General features: G+C 68.3%; 27 protein-coding genes and 1 pseudogene. 16 read left to right on the top strand and 12 right to left on the bottom strand.

The genetic code is table 11. The features are described from left to right. Nucleotides 1-117: 117 nt before the first annotated feature. Complete coding sequence (locus BKN37_RS13970; RefSeq protein ID WP_095407084.1) at nucleotides 118-1200, bottom strand: DUF6542 domain-containing protein; 1083 nt, start codon at nucleotides 1198-1200, stop codon at nucleotides 118-120. 96 nt (nucleotides 1201-1296) lie between these two features. Between BKN37_RS13970 and ychF the strand changes: the two genes are divergently transcribed. The 5 genes from ychF to BKN37_RS30380 all read left to right on the top strand — a co-directional run bounded on the left by ychF (nucleotide 1297) and on the right by BKN37_RS30380 (nucleotide 4783). Beyond that, nucleotides 1297-2370: a redox-regulated ATPase YchF gene (gene ychF, locus BKN37_RS13965; protein ID WP_071026785.1), complete on the top strand. Its 1074-nt coding sequence runs from the start codon at nucleotides 1297-1299 to the stop codon at nucleotides 2368-2370. A gap of 404 nt (nucleotides 2371-2774) precedes the next feature. After that, nucleotides 2775-3134, top strand: coding sequence for a DUF1801 domain-containing protein (locus tag BKN37_RS13960; protein ID WP_071026783.1), 360 nt, complete (start codon nucleotides 2775-2777; stop codon nucleotides 3132-3134). 225 nt (nucleotides 3135-3359) lie between these two features. Then, on the top strand, nucleotides 3360-3644 hold the full coding sequence (locus tag BKN37_RS13955; protein ID WP_071026781.1) for a type II toxin-antitoxin system Phd/YefM family antitoxin: 285 nt from the start codon (nucleotides 3360-3362) through the stop codon (nucleotides 3642-3644). Further along, entirely contained in the window at nucleotides 3641-3904 is a 264-nt protein-coding gene (locus BKN37_RS13950; RefSeq protein ID WP_071026779.1) for a type II toxin-antitoxin system RelE family toxin, read from the top strand. Before BKN37_RS13955 ends, BKN37_RS13950 begins: the two co-directional genes overlap by 4 nt. Before the next feature lie 249 nt (nucleotides 3905-4153). Beyond that, a complete protein-coding gene (locus BKN37_RS30380) occupies nucleotides 4154-4783 on the top strand; it encodes a peptidoglycan endopeptidase (RefSeq protein WP_423212791.1) in 630 nt (209 codons plus the stop codon). A 44-nt stretch (nucleotides 4784-4827) separates the two neighbouring features. Here BKN37_RS30380 and BKN37_RS13940 read toward each other — a convergent pair whose 3' ends face one another. Beyond that, on the bottom strand, nucleotides 4828-5712 hold the full coding sequence (locus BKN37_RS13940) for a LysR family transcriptional regulator (RefSeq protein ID WP_071026775.1): 885 nt from the start codon (nucleotides 5710-5712) through the stop codon (nucleotides 4828-4830). Between the two features lie 74 nt (nucleotides 5713-5786). Between BKN37_RS13940 and BKN37_RS13935 the strand changes: the two are divergent. Then, nucleotides 5787-6914 (top strand): annotated as a pseudogene (locus tag BKN37_RS13935) (MFS transporter); the annotation flags it as partial. 43 nt (nucleotides 6915-6957) lie between these two features. On the opposite strand, the gene BKN37_RS29210 reads toward BKN37_RS13935, so the two are convergent. Beyond that, a complete protein-coding gene (locus tag BKN37_RS29210; RefSeq protein WP_071026772.1) occupies nucleotides 6958-7650 on the bottom strand; it encodes a guanylate cyclase in 693 nt (230 codons plus the stop codon). A gap of 54 nt (nucleotides 7651-7704) precedes the next feature. Here BKN37_RS29210 and BKN37_RS29205 point away from each other — a divergent pair, with 54 nt between their 5' ends. After that, nucleotides 7705-7872 (top strand): hypothetical protein, encoded by a 168-nt coding sequence (locus BKN37_RS29205; protein ID WP_095407083.1) that lies wholly within the window; start codon nucleotides 7705-7707, stop codon nucleotides 7870-7872. Here BKN37_RS29205 and BKN37_RS13925 read toward each other — a convergent pair. The 3 genes from BKN37_RS13925 to BKN37_RS13915 form a co-directional block, all read right to left on the bottom strand. Continuing rightward, entirely contained in the window at nucleotides 7869-8654 is a 786-nt protein-coding gene (locus BKN37_RS13925; RefSeq protein ID WP_071026770.1) for an adenylate/guanylate cyclase domain-containing protein, read from the bottom strand. The genes BKN37_RS29205 and BKN37_RS13925 overlap by 4 nt on opposite strands. Before the next feature lie 93 nt (nucleotides 8655-8747). After that, nucleotides 8748-9425, bottom strand: coding sequence for a class I SAM-dependent methyltransferase (locus BKN37_RS13920; RefSeq protein ID WP_242657249.1), 678 nt, complete (start codon nucleotides 9423-9425; stop codon nucleotides 8748-8750). A gap of 106 nt (nucleotides 9426-9531) precedes the next feature. After that, the gene (locus tag BKN37_RS13915) at nucleotides 9532-10392 is read right to left on the bottom strand and encodes an alpha/beta fold hydrolase (RefSeq protein WP_071026767.1); all 861 of its coding nucleotides are present in this window, start codon (nucleotides 10390-10392) and stop codon (nucleotides 9532-9534) included. 163 nt (nucleotides 10393-10555) lie between these two features. On the opposite strand from BKN37_RS13915, the gene BKN37_RS13910 reads away from it, so the two are divergent. Genes BKN37_RS13910 through BKN37_RS13895 form a run of 4 tightly spaced genes read left to right on the top strand, consistent with a single transcriptional unit; the run spans nucleotide 10556 to nucleotide 13822 of the window. Next, nucleotides 10556-11116, top strand: coding sequence for an Mce protein (locus BKN37_RS13910; protein ID WP_242657248.1), 561 nt, complete (start codon nucleotides 10556-10558; stop codon nucleotides 11114-11116). Continuing rightward, complete coding sequence (locus BKN37_RS13905) at nucleotides 11113-11646, top strand: hypothetical protein (protein WP_242657247.1); 534 nt, start codon at nucleotides 11113-11115, stop codon at nucleotides 11644-11646. Before BKN37_RS13910 ends, BKN37_RS13905 begins: the two co-directional genes overlap by 4 nt. A 22-nt stretch (nucleotides 11647-11668) precedes the next feature. Then, nucleotides 11669-12577, top strand: coding sequence for an alpha/beta fold hydrolase (locus BKN37_RS13900; RefSeq protein ID WP_071026765.1), 909 nt, complete (start codon nucleotides 11669-11671; stop codon nucleotides 12575-12577). A gap of 6 nt (nucleotides 12578-12583) precedes the next feature. Then, nucleotides 12584-13822 (top strand): WS/DGAT/MGAT family O-acyltransferase, encoded by a 1239-nt coding sequence (locus BKN37_RS13895; protein ID WP_071026763.1) that lies wholly within the window; start codon nucleotides 12584-12586, stop codon nucleotides 13820-13822. Between the two features lie 78 nt (nucleotides 13823-13900). Here the strand turns inward: BKN37_RS13895 and BKN37_RS13890 are convergent, their stop codons facing one another. Both BKN37_RS13890 and BKN37_RS13885 read right to left on the bottom strand, forming a co-directional pair. Next, a complete protein-coding gene (locus tag BKN37_RS13890; RefSeq protein ID WP_071026761.1) occupies nucleotides 13901-14512 on the bottom strand; it encodes an NADPH-dependent F420 reductase in 612 nt (203 codons plus the stop codon). Between the two features lie 43 nt (nucleotides 14513-14555). Then, nucleotides 14556-15368: an enoyl-CoA hydratase/isomerase family protein gene (locus BKN37_RS13885; protein WP_071026759.1), complete on the bottom strand. Its 813-nt coding sequence runs from the start codon at nucleotides 15366-15368 to the stop codon at nucleotides 14556-14558. Between the two features lie 96 nt (nucleotides 15369-15464). Here BKN37_RS13885 and BKN37_RS13880 point away from each other — a divergent pair, with 96 nt between their 5' ends. Next, a complete protein-coding gene (locus BKN37_RS13880; RefSeq protein WP_131823601.1) occupies nucleotides 15465-16328 on the top strand; it encodes a hypothetical protein in 864 nt (287 codons plus the stop codon). A gap of 56 nt (nucleotides 16329-16384) precedes the next feature. After that, the gene (locus tag BKN37_RS13875; RefSeq protein WP_071026755.1) at nucleotides 16385-16891 is read left to right on the top strand and encodes a DoxX family protein; all 507 of its coding nucleotides are present in this window, start codon (nucleotides 16385-16387) and stop codon (nucleotides 16889-16891) included. A gap of 80 nt (nucleotides 16892-16971) precedes the next feature. Here the strand turns inward: BKN37_RS13875 and BKN37_RS13870 are convergent, their stop codons facing one another. Then, complete coding sequence (locus BKN37_RS13870; protein WP_083341777.1) at nucleotides 16972-18414, bottom strand: short-chain fatty acyl-CoA regulator family protein; 1443 nt, start codon at nucleotides 18412-18414, stop codon at nucleotides 16972-16974. A gap of 95 nt (nucleotides 18415-18509) precedes the next feature. Between BKN37_RS13870 and prpD the strand changes: the two genes are divergently transcribed. From prpD to BKN37_RS13855, 3 genes are read left to right on the top strand one after another with little or no spacing between them, the layout of a single operon-like run. Then, the gene (gene prpD, locus BKN37_RS13865; RefSeq protein WP_071026753.1) at nucleotides 18510-20015 is read left to right on the top strand and encodes a 2-methylcitrate dehydratase PrpD; all 1506 of its coding nucleotides are present in this window, start codon (nucleotides 18510-18512) and stop codon (nucleotides 20013-20015) included. Further along, nucleotides 20012-20923, top strand: coding sequence for a methylisocitrate lyase (gene prpB, locus BKN37_RS13860; protein ID WP_071026751.1), 912 nt, complete (start codon nucleotides 20012-20014; stop codon nucleotides 20921-20923). Before prpD ends, prpB begins: the two co-directional genes overlap by 4 nt. Continuing rightward, nucleotides 20920-22068 (top strand): bifunctional 2-methylcitrate synthase/citrate synthase, encoded by a 1149-nt coding sequence (locus BKN37_RS13855; RefSeq protein WP_071026749.1) that lies wholly within the window; start codon nucleotides 20920-20922, stop codon nucleotides 22066-22068. The genes prpB and BKN37_RS13855 overlap by 4 nt, the downstream gene beginning before the upstream one ends. A 53-nt stretch (nucleotides 22069-22121) precedes the next feature. Here BKN37_RS13855 and BKN37_RS13850 read toward each other — a convergent pair whose 3' ends face one another. From BKN37_RS13850 to BKN37_RS27775, 3 genes are all read right to left on the bottom strand, one after another. Next, complete coding sequence (locus tag BKN37_RS13850) at nucleotides 22122-23384, bottom strand: DUF445 domain-containing protein (RefSeq protein WP_071026748.1); 1263 nt, start codon at nucleotides 23382-23384, stop codon at nucleotides 22122-22124. Beyond that, nucleotides 23381-24034: an Abi-alpha family protein gene (locus BKN37_RS13845; RefSeq protein WP_071026745.1), complete on the bottom strand. Its 654-nt coding sequence runs from the start codon at nucleotides 24032-24034 to the stop codon at nucleotides 23381-23383. Before BKN37_RS13845 ends, BKN37_RS13850 begins: the two co-directional genes overlap by 4 nt. A 17-nt stretch (nucleotides 24035-24051) precedes the next feature. Further along, nucleotides 24052-24206: acyl-CoA dehydrogenase family protein (locus BKN37_RS27775; protein ID WP_278184949.1), on the bottom strand; the 155-nt coding region annotated here is incomplete at its 5' end.

Raw genomic sequence — 24206 nt, 5'->3', positions numbered from 1 at the left:
ACCCCGTCTGATAACCCATACCGCACCAACACCTTCCCGATAGGTGTTGCAGCGATCACTTGAGCCTGAGCGCCGTTTCGCGTATGACACCGCACACTCGGCGGCGCCGCGGCGGCGTCAGATGTCGTATTCCCAGGACTCCGGCTCGGATTTGCGCTGGGGGCGCGGCCGCGGTGCGTCCTTGTCGGTCGCGCCGCGATAGCGCACCCGCGAGATCGGGTGATGCGTTGAACTGGCGCCGTTGGTGCCCTTGGCTGCCGGTTGCCGGCGACGTGGCCGTTCCGGCGGGTCGGCGGACTCGTACGGGTCGACGCGGGCGCTGCGCGTCGGGCGGCCCTTACGCACATGCGGGTCGGCGCGGCCTTCGCGCGGCGGCTGGCCGCGTCGGTTCGGGTCGCGCGGCTCACGCTCCCGGGGCCGACGGCGCGGTTCGGGGGCGGCGTCGGCGTCGCGGGAGTAGTCGGGGCGGCGCCGACGCGGCCGCTCCACCGGCGGCTCGGACGGGTCATCCACCGGCGGACGGATATGCCGGGACCGGGTCGGCGCGGTCCGCTTGGTGGCCTTCGCGGTCTTGCCCGCACGGGTCCCGCGGGCCGCGGCCCGTGCGGGCCGCTCGATGGTGTGCCGGCGCGACGTCCTGGCCGAGGCCTTGTCGTCGGGGTCCTCGTCGCCCGCGGCCGGGCGACCCACGATCGAGGTGAGTTTCGCAACAATTCCCGCCGCCCGCCCGGCGCCGCCCTTGGCCGTCGACGCCGCGCCCAGCCGTGCCGCCATCCCGATGTACCAGCGGACCATTCCGATCAGCAGTACCGCGACCGAGGTGAACAGCATCAGCGGGAACCGCTCGATCAGCGGGTAGCCGCAGTTGATCAGGACGTTCTTGAGCCCCGGGAACGCCGCGCCGTGGAACAGCCAGTAGGCGCCGGGCACGCTGCAGAACAGGATCAGCGGCGGTTGGATGACGGCGGTGAACACCCCCGACTGCTGGACGGCGAGCACCGCGGCCACGCAGCCCAATACATACAGTGCGGCGAACACATGAGTCAGTTCTTTATTGCCCGACCCGGCGTCGAAGGCGAACCCGACCGCCGTCGCGGTTGCGGCGGTCAAAATGGCCGCCCACCAGGGCACGCCAGCCAGGCGGGGGTGGATCGAGCGATGCTCGGCGGCCACCGCTGACCTCGCCCGCTGTGCTAACACACGTCGACCGTACCGGCTGGCGACACAAACACCTTTCAAGACCATGCCTCATGGCCCGCGGGCGTCGGTCACACCCCCCTCTAGACTTGGCTACCTGTGAGCCTGAGCCTGGGAATCGTGGGGTTACCCAATGTCGGTAAGTCAACCCTGTTCAACGCGCTGACCCGCAACAACGTGCTGGCCGCCAACTACCCGTTCGCGACGATCGAGCCGAACGAGGGGGTGGTGCCGCTGCCGGATCCGCGGCTGGCCCGGCTGGCGGAGATCTTTGGATCGGAGCGCATCCTGCCGGCGCCGGTGACATTCGTCGATATCGCCGGCATCGTCAAAGGTGCCTCCGAGGGCGCCGGGCTGGGCAACAAGTTCCTGGCCAATATCCGGGAATGTGACGCGATCTGCCAGGTGGTGCGGGTCTTCTCCGACGACGACGTGGTGCACGTCGACGGCAAGGTCGACCCCGAGGCCGACATCGAGATCATCGCGACCGAGCTGATCCTCGCCGATTTGCAGACCTTGGAGCGCGCGGTGCCGCGACTGGAGAAGGAAGCCCGCAACAATAAGGAGCGCAAACCCGCCCATGAGGCGGCCGTGGCCGCCCAGCAGGTGCTCGACGGCGGGACGACGCTGTTCTCCGCCGGTATCGATGCGGCGCCGCTGCGGGAGCTGAACCTGTTGACCACCAAACCGTTCCTGTACGTGTTCAACGCCGACGAGGCGGTGCTGACCGACGCGGGCCGGGTCAGCGAGTTGCGCGAGTTGGTCGCCCCGGCCGACGCGGTGTTCCTGGACGCCAAGATCGAGGCCGAGCTCATCGAGCTCGACGACGAGTCGGCCGCCGAGCTGCTGGAGTCGATCGGGCAGACCGAGCGGGGCCTGGACGCGTTGGCACGGGCCGGTTTCCACACCCTGCGCCTGCAGACCTACCTGACCGCGGGGCCCAAGGAGGCGCGGGCCTGGACGATTCACCAGGGCGACACCGCGCCCAAGGCGGCCGGGGTGATCCACACCGACTTCGAAAAGGGTTTCATCAAAGCCGAGATCGTCTCCTACGACGATCTGATCGAGGCCGGGTCGATGGCCGCCGCCAAGGCCGCCGGCAAGGTGCGCATGGAGGGTAAGGACTACGTGATGGCCGACGGTGACGTGGTGGAGTTCCGGTTCAACGTGTGAGAGTGCCTTCTGGCCAGTGAATTTGTGTTCTCGTTTCCAGGCGAGAGCCTGAGGTCACAGGTCATCCTCGCGCGGCATCGTGGCTAAGTGATGGACGCTGCCGACCCTCCGCGAGGGGCGTCTCCGCGGCAAGACGCTCCTGACCCCGTGAGGCGACGAGCTGGGCGGCGGACCGTCCTGCGGCGAGGAGCTTGTCGATGACGACGCGGGCGAGCGCCTGGCCTGAATGCTAATGTGCGTGCGTGGCGACAATGCTTGCCACGTTCTGCGCTTCCAGGTGAACGATCACCTGAATCATTGCGGAGGGGCCTGAGCTGCTCAGGACATGTCCGAAATGGGGTGCTGCGCCTTCTGGCGCGCCAACTCCACCGCGCCGGTAGATCGATATCGGCCGACGAAAGGACATGACAGTGGCTACGAAGGACGAAAAGAACCTCAAGCAGGTCCTCGACAAGATCGCGGGAATGGATGAGCCTGCGCGGGGCATCATGCGACGCATGCATGACGTGATCGTCGCTGCTGCGCCCGAACTCAGGCCGCGAATTTGGTACGGCATGCCCGGCTATGCCAAGTCCGCGAGCAGTCCCGTCCTGGTCTTCTTCCGGAACGACGAGCTGATGAGCCTTGGGGTGAGCGACAAAGCCACGCTCAAGCCCACCGGAGGCAAGGACGGACGATTGATTCCTGCGGCCTGGTACTTCGATGGCCTGGACGACGTCACCGAGCAGCGTGTCGCCGAGATCGTCCGCGCCGCGATCGAGTGACCGAACTTCGGCGATTGTTGTGCCGGTCCAAGAGTTGCTCTGTGCCGGAATGCGGTGGATTTCCGGTTTCACGTGTAGCTCGTGGCACTGATCTCGGTCGCGGTATGCCCGCCACCCGACGACGTTGATACCGGATGTCGCCGCTGAGGCCGGCCTCCAAAGCTGCGGGGGCCGAGGCAGTGCTGTCGCGCATCGGAAGCACCGGAGCGCACTAGAATTCTGTACATGACGACGCTGCCGCTTGCCGAGGTGCGGGCCAATCTGTCGAGGTTGGTCGACGACGCAGTGCGGACGCATCAGCGGATCGAGGTGACCCGTCAGGGGCGGCGTGCCGCAGTGCTGCTATCCGCCGAGGACTACGACTCGATCATGGAGACGCTGGACATCCTCGGCGACCCCGAGCTGATGCACGAGCTGCGGGCGGCTGAGGCCGAGGCTGAAGCCGGTCACGTCTACCCGCTCGACGAGGTGACGGAGGAGATGCGCGCCGCCGGGCGGCTCCCGCAGTGACCTATCGGGTCGAGTTGACGAAGGCTGCCAAGAAGGCGTTGACCGACCTCCTGCCCCCGGCGGTGGCGATCGCGTGCTGGGAATTCATCCGAGGACCGCTCGCCGAGAATCCCCACCGGGTCGGCAAGCCGCTTCGCGGCCAATTGGAGGGACGGTACTCCGCGCGGCGCGGTGAATACCGGGTGATCTATCAGGTCTTCGACGAACGGGTGGTCGTCCGCGTTATCCACATCGCGCATCGCCGGGCTGCCTATCGGTGACCTGCGTTGCCCGCCTTTCGCAACGCGGTGATTTCGCCGCGGACGCGGCGTGATAACGGGGACCCGGATATGACGTCGGTCACAGATAGCGCCGACGGCCGTGTGGGCTATTCAAAGTCGGCGCGAAGTGTGGAACAGTAGTTATTTACGGGCCAGAAAAGCCATCTGACCAGGGGGTTGGAAAACCTCCCGAGTTACCTGTCTCGGATCGAGTCTGCGATGTAACGCAGGTCATCGAACGTACGGTTCGTGACCCTTCGCACAAATTTTGATTGCCTATACAACCCCTTGTTAATGTCCCCGCTCATGTTTGCTCTAGCTTCGTTGGTGGCCCTGATCCACCAGGTTTCGGGGACGCCGTACATTCCCGGTGGGGATTCTCCCGCCGGTACAGATTGTTCCGGTTTGGCGTCGTGGGTGACCAATACGGCAACCGGCCGGCCGACATTTGGCGACCGGTTCAACACCGGTAATGAAGAGGCGGCCCTGCTCGCACGCGGTTTCCAATACGGAACTGCCCCCAATGCATTGGTCGTGGGCTGGAATTCTCACCACACCGCGGTGACCTTGCCGGACGGCACGCCCGTGTCCAGCGGCGAGGGCGGCGGCGTGCGGATCGGCGGCGGCGGCGCCTACCAAAGCCAATTCACGCATCACATGTTTTTGCCCGCGGATCAGCTCCCGGACGGCGACTTCGATGAGCCTGGCCCCGTGGAGGATCCGGCGCCCGCGGTTCTCGTCAACGAAGAATTTCCCGTGGACGAACCGGCCCCCATCGAAGAGCCGGCGCCCGTGGAAGAAGCGGTTTTCGTGAACGCTGAAGAGGAAGAGCCACTTCCCGCGCCGGAAACTCCCGACGGCGAAAACGTCGATATTTAACCGCTAACCGGTAATTGCTGAAGCCGCTTTATGCGGTTTTATGCCTATGCCGGCACCAGCGCCAGAAAAGCGCGGGCGGCCGGGTTGGTCGGGACCGTGGTCCGGCCGACCAGGGCCAGCCGGCGGACCGGCGGCGTCCCGTCGTCGCCGACCGGACCCAGCTGCAGCACCGGCAGCCCGCTGCGACGGGCGACGGGCTCCGGAACCACCGCCACCCCGAGCCCGTGCCCAACCAGGCTCAGCGCCTGCTCCATCTGGCTGGTGCGAAAGGCGATCTGGCGCGGTACGCCGGCGTCGCGAAACAGCGCCGCGACCACGGTCTGCAATCCGAGGCCGGCCTGAAACTCGACGAACGGCTGGTCGGCTAGGTCCGCCAACCGCACCGGGCCGCGGTTTGCCAGCGGATGCTCCGCGCCGACGACCACCACCAACGTCTCGGGGTAGTCGCGCAAGGCGATCAGCCCGGCCGGCAGCGGCGTGGCGTCGAGCGCGACGAACGCTAGATCCAGTTCCCCGTCGTCGACCGCCGCCAGCAGATCCGCCGTTGGTGCCTCACGCAGCAGCATCTGCACCCGCGGATGCCCGGCGTGCAACCGGGCAATGGCGGCGGGCAGGTCCACGGCGGTAAAGGTTTGCACCACGCCGATCGCGAGCGTGCCCGCCTGGGCGTCGCGGACCGCCGCGAGCGACGCTTCGGTGGCCTCCACCTCCCGCAGGATGCGTCGGGCATGGCCCAGCAGGGTGCGCCCGGCGGCGGTAAGCACCACCGACCGGGTGGTGCGCTCGAACACCGGGACGGCCAGCGCCCGCTCCAGCGCGCGCACCGACGCGCTCAGGCCCGACTGGGAGATGTTCAGCTCGTCGGCGGCGTGGCTGAAATGCCCGGCCTCGGCGACCGCCACGAAGTGCTGCAGCTGCCGAAACTCCATATATCGATATTACTTCTTAAATTAAGTCGATTCGCTTGTTTTACATCAGGGTCGGGTGGCGCGACCATGGCGCCATGTCCGTTACCGCCGCAGCCGCTCCCGCCCGGATGGACCGCCGACTGGTGCTGGTGATGGCGCTGGCGTCCGGTCTGGTGGTGGCCAACAGCTATTACGCGCAACCGTTGGTGGACACCATCGCGCGCCAGTTTCAGGCGTCGAGCACCAGCGTGGGCCTGATCGTCACCGCCAGCCAGGTGGGCTACGCGATCGGCCTGGCGCTGCTGGTGCCGCTGGGTGACCTGGTGGAGCGGCGCACGTTGCTGACCGCGATGCTGATCGGCACCTGCGGGTGCCTGCTGGGGATGGCGTGGGCGCCGAGTTGGCCGGTGCTGGCGGCCGCCGCGGTCCTGGTCGGCCTGGGCTCGGTGGTCGGGCAGGTGCTGGTGCCGTTCGCCGCCGCCTTGGCGCATGAGGACGAACGCGGTCGCGTCATCGGCAGCGTGATGACCGGTCTGCTGCTGGGCATTCTGCTCTCGCGGGTGGTCGCCGGCCTGATCGCCGCGGTGGCTGGGTGGCGGGCGGTGTTCGTGGTGGCCGCCGCGCTGATGCTGATCAGCTGTGCGCTGGTGCGCACGCTGCCGATCCGGCCGCCGGAGGTGCGGATGAGCTACGGCCGGTTGCTCGGCTCCGTCGTCGCGATCGTTCGCGAGGAACCCGTGCTGCGGCTGCGGATGGCCTACGGGATGCTCACCTACGCCTGTTTTGGGGTGTTTTGGACCAGTGTCGGGTTCATGCTGGCCGGCAGCTACCACTGGTCGGACGGACGGATCGGGGCGTTCACCCTGTTCGGTGTGGCCGGGGCCGTCGCGGCGAAAGTCGCGGGCACGCTGGCCGACCGCGGCTATGCGCGGGCGCAGACCGGCGTGTTCGTCGCGCTCACCGCCGTCAGTTTCCTGCTGCTGTGGCTCGGCCAAACCCGGGTGGTGGCGCTGGCCGTCGGTGTGGCCCTGCTGGATCTCGGCATCCAGGGCACCCACATCACCAACCAGAGCGTGTTCTACCCGCTGCGGCCCGCGGCGCGCAGCCGGCTCAACACCGCCTACATGACCAGCTATTTCACCGCGGGCTCGCTGGGCAGCGTGTTCTCGGCCGTCGCCTACGGCGCCTGGGGGTGGGGCGCGGTGTGCGCGCTGGGCGCGGTCTTTCCGGTGACCGCGATGCTGATCTGGTTGGGCGAGATGGCGATTACTCGACGACGGCGATCTCCCGGCTCAGTTCGTACCCCGGGGTCAGCGGCAGAATGTCGCCGCTCCAAAACGATCCGGGATCGAACCAGTTGGAATGCTTTTCGGTGGTCAACAGGCCCATCTCCTCGTAGGTGATGGCCACCGTCTCCGCGCAGTAGGCGGTCTCCACCCCGACGGCGCGCCGCTGCACCTTGCGTCGCCGCGTTGCCTCGCCAACCTTCTTGTCCAGCAGCGGGATTCCGCGCACCCAGTCGTAGGTCGTCGGGATGCGCCCGCGCAGCCACCGACCGGTCAGCCGCGCGGTGGTCGGGAACGCGGTGCCATCCATCCGGGCGATGACGCGCAGCAGCCGGTCTTCCTGGTTCCGGTCGGCGAAGGGGGTCAGCTGTCGCAACCAGCACCGCTGGTGATAGCGCTGCGTCCACTGGTGGACGGCTTCCCGCGCGTCGTTGAGTTGCACCCCGCGGTGATTGGTGCCGGTCCAGACATCGGTCAACTTGTCGCCGAGCTCGGCATGCCAGATCAACGGCGGCAGGTCGTCGATGGCCACCGTCATCCCGACGTGGTTCACCGGCGCGTTGGACAGGGTCTGGATGGTGCGGTCCGGCCCGGATCGGCCCCGGAACAGCCAAATGTCGCCGGTGCGGGTTTCCTGCAGTGCCCGATCCAGGGTCACCGTGTGCGCGTCCACGACAGCACCATAGAGCGTGTCGACCGTCGCGGCAGCCCTGCATAGGGTGTGTCCATGCGCAGCATCTGGAAGTGGATCGGACTGGCCGGGGTTGTCGGGGTCGCCGCCGGGGGAGTGCTGGTCGCCCGCGACCAGCGGCGACGCAACGCCTACACCGCCGACGAGATCCGGGCCCGGCTGCATCAGCGCCTGGCCGAATCCGAAGCGGTTGGAGACGGCTAACACTCCACGCTGTACAGCCGATGGGTGCCGGTGAAGCCCTTAAGCTCGACGGCACGTCCGTCGTCGACGGCGATGTCGTCGCAGTCGGCGACCGCGTCCCGCACCGGTTCGCTGACCAGGATCTGCCCGCCGTCGGCCTGCGCCGCCACCCGCGCCGCCATCGCGACATTGCGGCCGAACAGGTCGTCGCCGCGGCGCACCGAGCGGCCCAGGTGAATGCCGATCCGCACCCGAATTGCGTGCTGCCGCTTCCGGTTTTGTCTGTCGAGCGCGTGCTGGATGTCGATCGCGCAGCGCACGGCCTGCTCGGCGTGGGCGAAGGCGATCATGAAGCCGTCGCCCTGGCTTTTCACCACGTGCCCGCCGTGCTTGTGGACCAGCCGGCCGACCAGCTCGTCGTGGCCGCTGATCAACTTCACCCAGGCACGGTCGCCGATCCGCTCGTTGAGGACGGTGGACCCCTCGATGTCGGAGAACAGGATGACCACCCTGCCGTCGGGTGTGATGCGGGCCAGGTCCGGCCGCTCGACTTCGGCCCAGTCGGCAAGGTCTTCGATCGAGCTGCGCACCGCCGCGCCGAACCCCTCCTTGCGGACCAGGTTGGCGGTCTGCCAGACGGTCTTGACGGCCTCGCGGCCGCCGGACAGCAGCCAATTTCGGGTGTCGGCGCGGTGCCGCAGCTCGTCGGCCTCGGCGCGGCTGCGGGTCAGCCGCCGCCACAGCACCAGCAGCCCGACCGCCTCGATCGCGGCGATGCCCGCCAGCGCGTAGACCGCGATCATGGGGCCGGTAACCACGGTCAGTATCTTTCCGCACCCGTTGAGATTGCGGCCAGGGCTGTGCTCACCTGTCGAGCAACGACCGTGTGCGCAATCTCAACGAGACTCCCGCCGGCCGATCGCGGCGACCATCATCGGGGTGAACAGGCGAACGTCGGTGCGCAGCCCCGCGGATGCGGCGTCGGCGTCGTCGGCGGCGAGCAGCCCGGCTTGGACCACCGCATCACGAATGCTTTCGAAGGTCAGCCGGTAGAAGTCGAAGCCCGGTGAGTGGGAGTCGATGATTCGGGCCCGCCCGTCGCCGCGGATGTCGGTGAGGCCGGCGGCGGTCAGATCGTCGAAGACCCGACGGCCGTACCCCGGGTCGTAGCCGGCCTGCTGCATGAACGCGATGATCGCCTCGGCGGCGCGGTCCAGCTGCGGATTGGTGCCGTCGAAGCCGAAGCTGCTCCAGTCGTAGTCCTCGATCATCAGCCAGCCCCCGGGGCGCAGCGTGTCGACCAGGCGGCGCACGATCTGGCGGCGCTCGGCGAGGTGCTCCAGCACCAGCCGCGCGTGGACCAGATCGAACTGCGACGCCGGGAGGTCGTCGCTGCGGATGTCGACCCGGCGGATCTCGACACGGTCGCTGGCCAGCGGTTCGATGAACCGGGTATCGATATCGACGGCCAGCACACTGGCGCCGCGGCCGGCCATCCATTCGACCAGCGACCCGACCCCCGCACCGACCTCCAGACAGTTCCAGCCCGCGCCGACCCCGAGGTCCTCAAGCACCTGTTGGCTGCCCGGATCCCAGAGCTGCTCGGAGCTGGCTAGCCGCGTGCGCTCCTCGGCGAAGTTCTGGTCGTAGACGTAATCGCGGATGACGGCCTCCGGTCCTTCAGCGGCTGACGAATTGCACGACGACGTCGCTGAAGGCGTCGTTGTCGTCGCCGGCAGCAGTATGCCCGGCGTCGGAGAGTTCGACGAACTCGGCGTGCGGCACCTTGTCCAGGAAATCCCGGACGCCCTCGGCGCTGACCACATCGGAGAGTTTGCCGCGGATCAGCAGGATTGGGATCTGCAGGGCACTGGCGGCGTGCTCGAGCTTGTCGGTGCGCAGCGCGGGATCGTCGCCGGGTTTGGTCAGCAGCGCCGGGTCCCAGTGCCAATACCAGCGGCCGTCGCGCTGGCGCAGGTTCTTCTTCAACCCGTCCGGGCTGCGCGGCTTGGTCCGGTGCGGCAGGTAGGCGGCGACCGCGTCGGCGGCCTGCTCGAGCGTGTCGAAGCCGTCGATGTTGCTGAACATGAAGTCGCGGATGCGCGCGCTGCCGTCCTTTTCGTACCGGGGCACCACGTCGACGAGCACCAGCTTCCGCACCCGCTCGGGTCCCGCCTGCTCGGCGGCCAAGATACCGGTCAGCCCACCCATGCTCGCGCCGATCAGCACCACCGGCCGGCCGATCGCCTCCACGACGTGCAGCACGTCGTGGGTGAGCGTCTCGAGGGCGTAGTCGGCGCCCGGCGCCCGATCGCTGTCACCGTGGCCGCGGGTGTCGATCGCGATGACGTGGTACCCGGCGTCGGCCAAGATCTGGCCGGTGTTCTTCCAGGAGTACCGGTTCTGCCCGCCGCCGTGCAGCATCAGGATGGTCGGCCGGTCGGCGGTGGTGTTGCCCCGGTTCCACTCGTCGGCGACCAGAGTGATCCCGCCCGCGCCGGCGAACTCGACGGTCTGGACGGTGCTGCTGACGTTGCTCACGGGGCGTCCTCTCGGTGGGATCGATCTGACGTTACCGAGCCCGTGCGCCGCGGCTGCACCCGCCGCACCCAACGGTACGATCCAGCCACCGGCGCGTAGTTTGAAGCGGACAGCCCGTGAGAAGGCCGGTCAACCTGGCCCGAAGTGCCGAACAGGAGCACAGATGGCAGAGGACACTGCTGCCCCCGAGGGGGAAGCGAATGAGCGGCCGACCGGCGGTACCGGTGCGGCGCGGTCGAGGATCTCGCCCGAGGTGGCGACGCTGGCGGTCGGGCTGATCGGGGCGATCGTGCTGACGGTCGTCGTCGGCTGGCTTGGTTTCCGCACCCAGCAGGGGCGTGACGTCGAGGCGCACCGCGACCTGATCGTCGCGGTGGCCCGGCAGGAGGCGGCGAATATCACCACGATCGACTACCAGCACCCCGAGGACGACGTGCAGCGTGTCCTGGACCTGGCGACCGGCAGCTTTTACGCCAGCTTCGCTCGGCGCTCACACGACCTCATTGACACCGTCAAACGGGAGGAGTCGAAAGCGGTGGGTACCGCGACCGAGGCCGCGCTGTCGTCGGAAGCGGGCAATCAGGCGCAGGTACTGGTGGCGGTCAGCGTGCGGTCCAAGCACCTTGGCGGGCTGGACAAGCCCCCGCAGGGGCTGCGGATGCGGATGCTGGTGGAGAAGGCGGGGAAGCAGATGAAGGTCGCCGACGTGGAGTTGGTGCGATGACCGACAGCAGCGACGAACGCCCGGTGATCGCCCCGGCCACCCGGCGGGTCAACCCGGTGCGGGTGCTGGCCTACGGTGTGGCGCCCGCGCTGGTGTTGCTGCTGGCGATGGCCGCCGGTTGGCTGAAGTGGCAGGATCAGGCCAGTCGCAGCTCAGACCTGATGCGGGCCGAATCTACTGATGCGGCAATCGATTCCACCGTCGCGATGCTGTCGTATAGCCCCGACACGGTGGACAGCGACGTGGCCGCGGCGCGGGCGTTGACCACCGACGGCTTCCGGGATACCTACCTGCAGTTGGCTCACGACCAGGTGGTGCCCAACGCGAAGGAACGGCATATCTCGGAAACCGTCAGCGTGCCCGGGGCGGCGGCGGTGTCGGTCAGCGTGAACCATGCCGTGGTGCTGGTATTCGCCGATCGGACCATGGTGACCGATTCCTCCCCGCCCGTGGAGGTTCCCGCGAGTTACCGGGTGACCCTGGACAAGGTCGGCGGACGCTGGCTGGTCGCGGGATTCGACCCCGTATAGGCGAAGAGGAGGAGCGGCGCTTGTGACTGCTGAACCGCGCTGGATCGATGTGCAGGCTCCGGAAGTCGAGCTCAGGGCATTGAGCTGGGGCCCGAAAAGCGCCCCCATCGCGCTGTGCCTGCATGGGTTTCCGGATACCGCCTACGGGTGGCGCAAGCTGGCACCCCGGCTGGTCGCGGCGGGCTGGCGGGTGGTGGCGCCGTTTATGCGCGGTTATGCGCCGTCGTCGATCCCGGACGACGGCAGCTATCACATCGGCGCATTGATGGACGACGCGCTGCAGGTGCGTTCGGCGGCGGGCGGCACCGACCGTGATGTGGTGATCGGCCACGACTGGGGGGCACTGGCCGCCACCGGGCTGGCCGCCGCGCCGGACAGTCCATTCGCCAAGGCCGTGATCATGTCGGTGCCCCCACCGGCGGCGTTTCGCACGATGGAACGGTTGACCGACCGGCTCCGGGCCGCCGGCCATCTCCCGGCTCAGCTGGTGCGCAGCTGGTACATCAGCTACTTCCAATTGCCCTGGCTGCCTGAACGTTCCACCTCCTGGGTGCTACCGCTGCTGTGGCGGCGATGGTCGCCGGGCTATGACGCCGAAGAGGATCTGCGCCACGTCGACGCCGCCATCGGCACCCCCGAGGGCTGGCGCGCCGCCCTCGGGCCGTACCGAGCGACGATCCGCAACCGCCGGCCGCCGGCCCGCTACGCCGAGCTGCACCGACACTGGCTGCAGCCACCGCAAATACCGAGCCTGTACCTGCACGGCCACGACGACGGGTGCATGACATCGGCTTTCGCGCGTTGGGTGGATATGGTGCTGCCGACCGGCAGCGATGTCGCCGTCGTCGAGCACGCCGGGCACTTCCTGCAGCTCGAGGCGCCCGACGAGGTGGCCGAGCTGGTGCTCGACTTCGTCGGCTCACCTGCCTGAGGCCCGATGACCCCGCAGCGGATGGCCGCGGTCGACGCGCAGTTCTACTGGATGTCGGCCAAGATCCCCAACGACGAATTTTTGCTGTACGTCTTCGCCGGTGTGCCTTCGGATTTCGACGACGCCGTGGATGCGGTGCTCACCCGCGCCCGCGCCTGCGGCGACCTGACCATGCGGGTCGACGACGGATGCGGCCTGACCTACCCGACCTGGGTGCCGGCGACCGCGCACGTCGGGGTGGTGCGCCACGCGCTCACCGACGACACCTGGCGCGGTTGCCTGGACGCGGTAGCCCGGCTCGCCGACGACCAGCTCGACATCCGTCGCGGTCCGTGGCGGTTGCACGTGTTCCCCCCGGTGCACGACGTGCCCGGCGGGACCGGCCCGGCCACCGTCGCGGTGCTACAGGTCGCGCACGCGCTGGCCGACGGCGCGCGGGCATCCGCGCTGGCGGCCTGGCTATTTGGCCGCAACGCGCCGGTGCCCGCGTTGCCGCGGCCGCCGCGCGGTTTCCTGCCGTGGCGCGCGGCCGTGGCGGCGCGCGCCCATCGCCACCTGGTGCGCGATACCGAAGCCGGGCTGGTGCCGGAGCCGATCGGATCCTGGCCGGTGGCGGCCACCAATACCCGGCCGGCCGGTGCGCGCACCCTACGCACCCTGGTGCGCCACCGCGCCCAGCTGCCCGGGCCCACCGTGACCGTCGGCGTGCTGGCCGCGGTGTCCACCGCGCTATCGGGCTACCTCGCTACCCCGGACGATCGGTTGGGCGCCGAGGTGCCCCTGGCCAAACCCGGTGCCCGGCTGGCGCACAACCACTTCCGCAATGTGAGCGTCGGGTTGTACCCGACGCTGGAGCCGCCGGCCCGGGCCGAGCGGATCGCGGTCGATGTGGCCGACGGCCGGCGGCGCGCCGCGCATCCGGCGGCCGCCGCGGCGGATCGGGCCTTCGCCGCGGTGCCCGCCCCGCTGCTGCGCTGGGGTGTCGGCCAGTTCGACCCGGATGTCCGACCGCAGCAGGTGGGCGGCAACACGGTGGTGTCCAGCGTGCACCGGGGCGCCGCCGACCTGCGGTTCGGCGACGCCCCGGTGCTGTGGACGGCCGGGTATCCGGCGCTGTCGCCGGCGATGGGGCTGACCCACGGCGTGCACGGTATCGGTGACACCGTCGCGATCAGCGTGCACGCCGCCGAGTCGACGATCGGCGATATCGATGACTATCTGCGCCGCCTCGACGCGGCGCTCTAGGAGCTTGCCCGGCATCGAGTGTGCGGCCAGGGCGGGATTTGACGAAAAATCCCGCCCTGGACGCACACTCGGCGAAGGTCAGTCGCCGTGCAGCAGGCCGAAGCCCCAGTTCGTGCCGAACCCGCGGCGCAGCGCCAGGTGAATCCACAGCAATGCATAGGGTTCCAACAACCGGGCGAGGGCCAACTCGCCGGCGTCGACGGCCTGGAAGCCGAGCTCGCCGACCAGGCCCGCGGTGATCTCCTTGGCCGCGTCGTCGTCACCGCAGACGAACATCACCGGCGTCGCCGGCAACTGCGGGTCGTCCATCATCGGCGCGCCGATCTGGTTCATCGCCTTACACACCCGCGCCCCCGACGCCCAGCCGGCAACCTGTTCGGCGCCCGAACTCGTGTGGCCGACTTCCAATGCGGCGAAGTCTGGGGTCAGCGGGTTGGTGCAGTCGATCAGGATTTTGCCGCTCAGATCGCCGCAGGACTGCAGGGCCTGGCGGGTGCCCTGCCAGGGCGTGCACAACACGACGACGTCGGCCGCTTGGGCCGCGTCGGCGTTTGTTGTGACGCCGTCCCGGCCGGCGTACTTCTCGTCGTCGGGGTTTCGCACCCCGTACCGGACGTCGTGCCCGCGCCGTTGCCAGGCCTGTCCCAATGTGCTGCCGACCGAGCCGGCGCCGATGATCGCGAGGTGCATGGGTAGCTCGTACCACGCGCCGTCCCACCGGGGCAATACACGATCAGGGACGGGGAAGCTCTTGCCAGTCGGTCGACAGCCGCGCCGACCACTCCGGCTGGCGCCGCTGACGGAACGCGCGAACGGCCTCGGTGGCATCGGCGCTGCCCATCACCCGCAGGTGCAGGGCGGTCTCCAGGTCGGCGACCTGCTCGGCGGTATAGCCGTGGCACGCCGCATCCCACAACAGCCGTTTGGACAGTGCCGCCGACATCGGGGCAACGTTCGCCGCGATCTGCGCCGCGAGATGCAGCGCCGCGGGCACCACCTCCTCGGCCGGTAGCGACCGGTTGGCGATCCCGAACCGCAGTGCCTCGGCGCCGTCAAAGGTCCGGCCGGTCAGCAGGAGTTCGGCGGCGTTGGCCATCCCGGCGATCCGCGGCAGCGTCCAGTGCGCCATGGCGTCCGGTAGCACGCCCAGACGCACCTGCGGGATCGCGTACCGGGCGTCGTCGGCCATGATGCGCAGGTCGGCCTGCAGCGCGATGGTCAGTCCGATCCCGATCGCGTGCCCGTTCACCGCGGCGATCACCGGTTTCCGCAGCGCGAACGCCGGTGGGCTGACCGGGGACGCGCTGAAATCCGCGACGGGTGCGGCGAAGGTGTCGGTTCCCGGTGTCAGATCCGCGCCCGCGCAAAACGCCGGTGGTGTGCCGGTGAGGACGATCGCGCGCACCCGGTCGTTGTCGTCGCATTGCCGGAAGCGCTCGCCGAGCCGGCGTCCCATCTCGGCGGTAAACGCATTGCGTTTGGCGGGCCGATGCAGCGTTATCAGCGCCACTTCGCCGATCATTTCGGCAAGCACCACGTCGGTCACCGTTCTCCTCTCGTCACCCGATCCCAATATCTGATCCTGCACGCGGCGCGGGCGGGGGAGAATGGGCAGGAATGAGCAACTGGGGGGTTTACCGGGATGAGTAGTCCGTACGGCGGCGGCGAGCAGGGCGGCGACCCGCCGGGTTGGTCGTGGCCGCCCGCCTACGGTCCCCAGCAGTTCGGGCCCGCCAACCCGGCTGGCCAGCCGCCGGCTGGTTTTCCCGCAGCAGGTGGGGCGCCGCCGGGCGGTCACCACCAGCGTCCGCGGAAGGTGGCCCTCGTCGTCGGCGCCGGCGCGGCCATCGTGGTGGTGGTGGTCGCTGTCGTGGTCGCGGTGATCATGCGCGGTGGTAACCACTCCGCCTCGACGGCGTCGTCCTCGGCCGCGGCGGCACCGACGACGCGCAATGCGCAATCGGCGACCGATTGCACGCACAGCGTGTCCAGCGGTCAGCTGCCGGTCAACGGGATGGTGTCCGCGGGGGGCTTGTCCTTCCCGCAGAGTGTCGCACCGGACTGGCGGGCCAAGCCCGAGCACCGAGTGCCCAATTCGATTGACGCGGTCTCGCTGGACGAAACGGTTTCCGAAACCGCGAGCATGAGCTGGATCGCTCAAGTGACGGTGGGCGTCACCAACTTCGATCAGTCGTTGAGTCTGGCCGACCAGGCCAAGCTGATGCTCAAATGCATTGTGGTCAGCGAACTGTACGACGGAGCGTCGGCGACCGCAGCCGGGGTGTCGGCCAAGTCCGGCCGCCTGGACGGCATCTCGACCAGCGAGATCGACGTGGCGGTCCCGGTGACCTTCGAGGATCCGACCATCAAGGGCGACGACCTGGTCATCATCGTCGTCGGCACCAGCCCCAGCACCTACTTTCTGGGCTCATCGCCGTTCGGTGATCAAGCACGCCGCGACGTGGTGCAGGCGGCGGTGAAGTCGTTGCACGTCGCCGCCGACTGACGCACTGGGTCGGCGGGGTGTGGCCGGTGCGCCGGCGATGATCTAGGTTTACACATATGTCTGTTGATGTTGCGTTGCTGATTCTGCGGCTGGTGCTGGGGCTGACGCTGGCCGCGCACGGGTTGAACAAGTTTTTCGGCGGCGGTCGCATCCCGGGGACCGCGCGGTGGTTCGCCAGTATCGGCATGAAGCCGGGCACGTTCCACGCCGTGGTCGCCGCCTCCACCGAGACGGCCGCCGGCCTGGGGCTGGCGGCGGGGCTGCTCACGCCGATCCCGGCCGCGGGATTCGTCTCGTTGATGCTGGTCGCGGCCTGGACGGTGCACCGCCACAATGGCTTCTTCATCGTCAAGGAGGGCTGGGAGTACAACCTGGTGCTGGCGGTGTCGGCGATTGTGGTGGCGACGCTCGGCGCCGGCAAATACAGCCTGGACTGGCTCGTCTTCGGACACAACTGGCTGGACGGTTGGAACGGCCTGCTGCTGTCGGCGCTGCTGGGCCTGGCCGGCGCGGTCGGGCAGTTGCTGATCTTCTACCGCCCGCCGGTCAAACAGGCCGGGTAGCCGGTGTGCCCGCTGAGATCGACGTCTATATGGCGCAAACCGCCGATTCTCGGGGCTGTATGTCAATTTGGACGTCGATTTCAGTAGCGACGCGGCGAATAGGGCAGCCCGCTGCTGGTGTTCTCGTCGATCACCACCCGGCCGCCCAGGTACGGGAACGCGCGCTGCGGGCAGGCCTCGCGGGTGCAGATCTTGCAGCCCGCCCCGATCGGCACCGCGGTGGTCGGGTCGTCGAGTGCGACCCCGGTGGAGTACACCAGCTTGTCGGCGTGCACCAGGTCGCAGCCCAGCCCGATGGCGAAGCTCTTGTGTTGGCCGAGATAACCCCGCCCCTCGGGCGGGGTGGTGGTGGCGATCCAGAAATACGATCGGCCGTCGGGCATTTGGGCGACCTGGGTGACGATCCGGCCGGGCTGGGCAAACGCGTCGTGCACCACCCATAACGGGCAGCTGCCGCCGACCCGGCTGAAATGAAACGCGGTGGCCGACTGCCGCTTTGAGATATTGCCGGCTTTGTCGATCCGGACGAAGATGAACGGCACCCCCCGTCGTCGTGGCCGCTGCAACGTCGAGAGCCGGTGACACACCGTCTCAAAGCCCACTTCGAACCGGCGGGCCAACAGGTCGATGTCGTAGCGCAAGTCGGTGGCGGCGGCATGAAACTGCCGATACGGCAACAGGAATGCACCGGCGAAATAGTTGGCGAGCCCGATCCGGGCCACGCCGCGGGACTCCGGGCTGAGCTGATCATCGCCGGCCACAATGTCCGACATCAGCTCGGACTGGGTCAGCAGCGCCAGCTGGGTGGCCAGCTGAAATGCGCGCTGGCCCGGCAGCAGCCAGTGCGCGACCCGCAACACCCCGGTGTCCGGGTCGAACGCCCGCTTCGCGCCCTCGGCCAGGGCGTTGTCGATCACCACGGTGATACCGAACCGGGTCCGCATCAGCTCCGCCAGCTGAAGATCCAGCCCGCCGATCCGCATCCCGCTGTCGGCGAACATCTGCTCGGCGGCCATATCGAGTTCGCCGATGTAGTTGTTGCGGTCGTAGAAGAAGTCGCGGACCTCCTCGAACGGCATCGGCCGATCCGCCGGCAGCGGGGTCTCGGTGATCGCATGGGAGCGATACCCCTCGAGTTCCTCGGTGGCATCGCGCAGCCGGCGGTGCATGGTGACCAGGCTGCGGCCGATTTCGGGCATCCGGGCGACCAATTCCTCGATCTGGGTGTCGCTGGCCGCGTGCTCGCCCGCGGTGGCGGTGAACAGGTCACGCAGGTCGGCGACCAGGCGCGCGTCGGAGTCGGGGGAGAAGTACTGGGTGGGCAGGTCGAACCGCTCGGTCAGCGCCAGCAGCACCGCCACCGTGATCGGGCGTTGGTCGTTCTCCAACTGGTTGACGTAGCTGGTGGACAGGTCCAGGGCGCGGGCAAGCGCCGCCTGCGTCAGCCCGCGTTCCTCGCGGAGCCGCCGCAACCGTGCACCGGAAAACATCTTGGCCACCGCCGACAGGGTACCCCAGCCCATGTTCGCAACATTCGCAAACCGGTCCGGATCAGGACGCAGAATTACACAATTACAGGGTCTTTTCCGCGGCTGCCCCGCTGCGTAGCGTGTGGATTATGTTGATGCATTCCGTTCGGACCCGGCGCAGCGCCGACGACTTTCCCCGCACCGAGCAGCTCGCCTGGAAGATCGCGGAGGTGGCCGCCGACCCGGTCGCGGTGCCCGCCGACACCGAGGCGATGGTGATCAACCGGATCATCGACAACGCCGCCGTCAGCGCCGCGTCGGTGCTGCGCCGCCCGGTCACCGTGGCCCGCGCCCAGGCGCTGGCGCATCCGGCGCGCCAGGGCGGCACGGTGTTCGGCGTCGACGGCAGCTACTCGGCGGAATGGGCGGCGTGGGCCAACGGGGTGGCGGTGCGCGAACTGGACTTCCACGACACCTTTCTGGCCGCCGAATACTCCCACCCCGGCGACAACATCCCGCCGCTGGTGGCGGTCGCCCAGCAGCTGGGGGTGCGCGGCGCGGACCTGATCCGCGGCATCGCCACCGGCTACGAGATCCAGATGGACCTGGTGCGGGGGATCTGTCTGCACCAGCACAAGATCGACCACGTCGCGCATCTGGGCCCGTCGGTCGCCGCCGGGATCGGCACCATGCTGCGGTTGGACCCGGAGACCATCTACCACGCGATCGGCCAGGCGCTGCACCTGACCACCGCCACCCGGCAGTCCCGCAAGGGGCTGATCTCGAGCTGGAAGGCGTTCGCCCCGGCCCACGCCGGCAAGGTGGCCATCGAAGCCGTCGACCGGGCGATGCGCGGCGAGGGTGCCCCGGCCCCCATCTGGGAGGGTGAGGACGGGGTGATCGCCTGGTTGCTGGCCGGCCCCGAGCACACCTACCAGGTGCCGCTGCCCGGCCCCGGCGAGCCCAAACGCGCGATCCTGGACAGCTACACCAAGGAGCATTCCGCCGAATACCAGAGCCAGGCGCCGATCGATCTGGCCCGGCGGCTGCGGGAGCGCATCGGCGACCTCGAGCAGGTGGCGTCCATCGTGTTGCACACCAGCCACCACACCCACGTGGTGATCGGCACCGGCTCGAACGATCCGCAGAAGTTCGACCCGGACGCGTCCCGGGAGACGCTGGACCATTCGGTGCCCTACATCTTCGCCGTCGCCCTGCAGGACGGCACCTGGCACCACGAACGCTCGTATGCCCCGGAGCGGGCGCACCGGCCCGACACCATCGAGCTGTGGCGCAAGATCTCGACGGTCGAGGACCCGGAGTGGACCCGCCGCTACCACTCCACCGATCCGAACGAAAAGGCGTTCGGGGCCCGGGCCGAGGTGACGTTGAAAAACGGCGAGGTGATCAGCGACGAACTGGCGGTCGCCGACGCGCACCCGCTGGGCGCGCGGCCGTTCGGACGCGAGCAGTACGTCGGCAAGTTCACCGAGCTTGCCGACGGCATCGTGGAACCGGCCGAGCAGCAACGGTTCCTGGCCGCGGTCGACGGGCTCGCCGACCTGAAGGGTGGCGCGCTCTCGGCGCTCAACGTCCGGGTCGACGCCACCGTGCTGGACAAGGCACCGACGATTCCGTCGGGGATCTTCCGATGATGCTGGGGGCGACCGCCAGCGCCGCCGACAAACGGGCCGCGTTTCGGGCCGGGCTGAACTCCGGGCAACTGCAACGCTTCCCGGGCGCGTTCTCACCGCTGGTGGCCAAGCTGATCGCCGAAATCGGCTTCGAGGGTGTCTACGTCTCCGGTGCGGTGCTCTCGGCTGACCTGGGCCTGCCCGACATCGGGCTGACCACGCTGACCGAGGTGGCTCACCGCGGCGCGCAGATCGCGGCGGTGACCGACCTGCCCGCCCTGATCGACGCCGACACCGGCTTCGGGGAGCCGATGAACGCGGCCCGCACCGTCACCGTGCTGGAGGACGCCGGGCTGGCCGGCTGCCACCTGGAAGACCAGGTCAACCCCAAGCGGTGCGGGCACCTGGACGGCAAGGCCGTCGTCCCGACCGCCGAGATGGTGCAGCGGCTGCGCGCGGCGGTATCGGCGCGCCGCGACCCCGATTTCGTGATCTGCGCCCGCACCGACGCCGCGTCGATCGAGGGGGTGCCGGCCGCGATCGAGCGGGCCCGGGCCTACGCCGACGCCGGCGCCGACCTGATCTTCACCGAGGCGCTGGCCGATCCCGCCGAGTTCGAGAAATTCCGCGCCGCGGTGGATATCCCACTGCTGGCCAATATGACCGAGTTCGGCAAGTCGCCGCTGCTGAGCACCCGCCAGCTGGCCGACATCGGCTATAACATGGTGATCTTCCCGGTCACCACGCTGCGGCTGGCGATGTTCGCGGTGGAATCCGGGCTGCGCGAAATCTCCGCCGAGGGAACGCAATCCGGGCTCCTAGACCGGATGCAGCACCGCAGCCGGCTCTACGAGCTGCTGCGCTACGCGGACTACAACGAATTCGATAACGCCCTCTTCAATTTCACCCTCCAAGGAGGCGACCGGTGACCGCAGCAACCGCAGAGATCCGGAAGGGCCTGGCCGGTGTGGTGGTGGACACCACCGCTATTTCCAAGGTGGTTCCGGAAACCAACTCCCTGACCTACCGCGGCTACCCGGTGCAGGATTTGGCCGCCCAGTGCAGTTTCGAGCAGGTCGCCTACCTGCTGTGGCACGGCGAGCTGCCCACCGATGCCGAGCTGGCGCTGTTCTGCCAGCGGGAACGGGCCAGCCGGCGGCTGGATCAGTCGATGCTGTCCCTGGTGACCAAGATGCCCGACAGCTGCCACCCGATGGATGTGGTGCGCACCGCGATCAGCTATCTGGGCGCCGAAGACCCCGACGAGGACGACAGCGCCGAGGCCGCCAACTACGCCAAGGCGCTGCGGATGTTCGCGGTGCTGCCGACCATTGTCGCCGCGGACATGCGTCGGCGCCGCGGGCTGGCCCCGGTCGCGCCGCACCACCAGTTGGGCTACGCCGAGAACTTTCTGCGGATGTGCTTCGGCGAGGTGCCCGAGCGGGTGGTGGTGGAGGCGTTCGAGCAGTCGATGATCCTCTACGCCGAACACGGCTTCAACGCGTCGACGTTCGCGGCCCGGGTGGTGACCTCGACCCAGTCGGATATCTACAGTGCGGTGACCGCGGCCATCGGGGCGCTCAAGGGGTCGCTGCACGGCGGCGCCAACGAGGCGGTCATGCACGACATGATCGAGATCGGCACACCGGACAAGGCGGCGGAGTGGTTGCGCGGCAAACTGTCCCGCAAAGAGAAGGTGATGGGCTTCGGCCACCGGGTGTACAAGAACGGCGACTCCCGGGTGCCGACGATGAAGGAGGCGCTGGCTCGGATCGCCGCGGCCCGCGAGGGGCATCGCTGGCTGGAGATCTACCGGGTGCTGGAGACCGAGATGGCCGAGGCGACCGGGATCAAACCCAACCTCGACTTCCCGACCGGGCCGGCATATCACCTGATGGGCTTCGACATCCCCATGTTCACCCCGCTGTTCGTGATGAGCCGTGTCACCGGCTGGACCGCGCACGTCATCGAACAGACGGCGGCCAATGCCCTGATCCGGCCGTTGAGCGCCTACTGCGGGCAGCCGCAGCGGGCGGTTAGCCGCACGAGCAGACGCAAAGGACCCCAAAAATAGCGGTTTCGTGGTGCTTATGCGTCTGCTCGCGATGGAGGTCCGGCTGCGGGCTCTCACCGCGCGAAGTGGTCGATGATCTGGACCTGGATCTCCCCGACGAGCCCCCCGAGGATGGCGCCGACCGCGATCATGAGCGGTTCGTCGTCTTTGAAGATGGGACGCATGATGGACTCGTACTGCTCGTTGGTGAGCTGGTTCATCTTGTCGGCGATGACGTGTTCGAGGTCGATGACACCCCTCGCGTAGTCCTGGGCCTCCAACAGGGTGCCGGGTAGCCGGTCGAGCACCATGTCGACCACGGTGTTCTTGAGCGCGCGGTAGCGCTTTGTACCGACGGTGAGCGCGACCAGAGGGGTGGCGACGCCGGTCTGGGCATCGATCGTGGCGTCGATCTCCTTGGCGACCAGCGCGAAGAGCTTGTCGGAGCCGGGCCCGTTGAGCACGCCGTCGAAGAGGTTTCGTGGTGCGAAGAGGTCGTCGGCGAGGATTTTGGCGTACTGGCGGGTGATCTTGTCGCGCTGGGCGAGCAGCAGCCCCCGGAGGGAGATGATGCCCAGGAACCTTTTCGGTTCCAGGGGCCGAAACAGCATGGTGAGTGCGATCCAGTCGCTGATGAAGCCGACGCCGAACCCGAAGGCGGGCATGATCCACGGGTTGTGAAAAAGTCCCCAAGCCACCATCTGCACCGAGCCGATGACCAGTCCGAAGTAGATGCCGCTGCGCCGCACGAACGCCATGGCGTCGTTGCTCACCCCGCGCATCAGATTGTTCAGCTTCGCTTTGTTGCGTACCAGCGTGGTGACCGCCAAGTACTTGATGTCGATGTAGCGACCCAGATCGGCCTTCATGTCGTTGAGCATGCTCTGCGTGATGCGGGGGGCTTGGGCTTTCACCCGTGCCTGGACCGCGTTGCGGGCCGCGGCCGGCAGCGAATCCCACAGGCCCGGCCTGATCTGCTCGGCCAATTCGCGGGCCATCTCGTCAACGGCGCGGGTGAGGGGTTCGTGAAGCGCGTTGAGTGTTTCGTTGGTGTCAAACCGGTCCAAGAGTTCCTCGGGCCGCAGCAGGTTCTCGGTGAGCAGGTCGATGGTCGTGGACCCGACCTTGCCGGCCCGCCGCGGCACCAGACCTTGCCAACCGATCCGCCCGATGCCCTTGAACTCCATCGGGCGGTACAGCATTTCGAGGGCCACGATCTTCGTGCTCCACCCGACGAAGGCGGCGACGAACGGCATGGACAGGTAGATCAGCCAGTTGGCTCCGACGTCGCGCCTGACCTCTCCCCAGGTCTGCACGGCGACGACGAGCACGCTCATTCCGCATCCGGCCGCATGGCCGCTGCCCACAGCGACTGGCCCAGGTGTGACAGGCTCAGGGTCAGCTTTTCGACGCTGGCGGCCAGCGGGCCGCGGGACGCAGCCTTGACCGCCTTGAGCACCATCGTCTCGGCCATCAGCACCTCATAGTCGGCCTTCATCGCCGGGTCTTCCGGACCGGTCTCCACCAGGCCCAGATGCAGCAGATGCCCGACGTACTGCGGGACCAGGTGGGGCAGTGCGACGTTGGCGGTGCGGCCGACCAGGCACGCGTTTTCCAGCACCGGCTGCCGTGGCAGCCGGGGACGGGCCCACGCATAAACGTTGACGAGCGGTGACGCCGACCCGTCCGACAGGGCGCCGACGATCCGGGCCTCGTCGGCGACCAGCTGATCGAGCAGGCGGTGATAGAGCTCCACCTGAGAGCCCCGCGTGCTTTGGTCCAGCGCTCGGTCGAGCAGCCGCGACATCTTGGTGTTGAGCGAGTCGGCGGGCGGGGCGGCGGGGCTGGCGGCAGACTCCGCGGGTGGATGGGCGTTCAGCCGGTCCCGCAGCAGCATCACCATCTGCTCTTCCGCTCGATTCGCGAGCGATAGTCCGAGCCTGGCGATGTCGGCCATCGGCCCCAGCCAGCTGACGGGGTCGTACATGTCGTCACCTCCTCGCGTCACCGCAGTAGGGCGCGGCTCATGACGACGCGTTGGATTTGGTTGGTGCCTTCGTAGATTTGGGTGATCTTGGCGTCGCGCATCATGCGTTCGACCGGGAAGTCGGTGGTGTAGCCGGCGCCGCCGAACAACTGCACCGCGTCGGTGGTGACCT

It is taken from the genome of Mycobacterium talmoniae (genome assembly GCF_001854525.1).
Lineage (GTDB): Bacteria > Actinomycetota > Actinomycetes > Mycobacteriales > Mycobacteriaceae > Mycobacterium > Mycobacterium talmoniae.
Note: the sequence above shows the minus strand (reverse complement) of the source record. Positions and strands in the feature narration are given on the sequence as shown.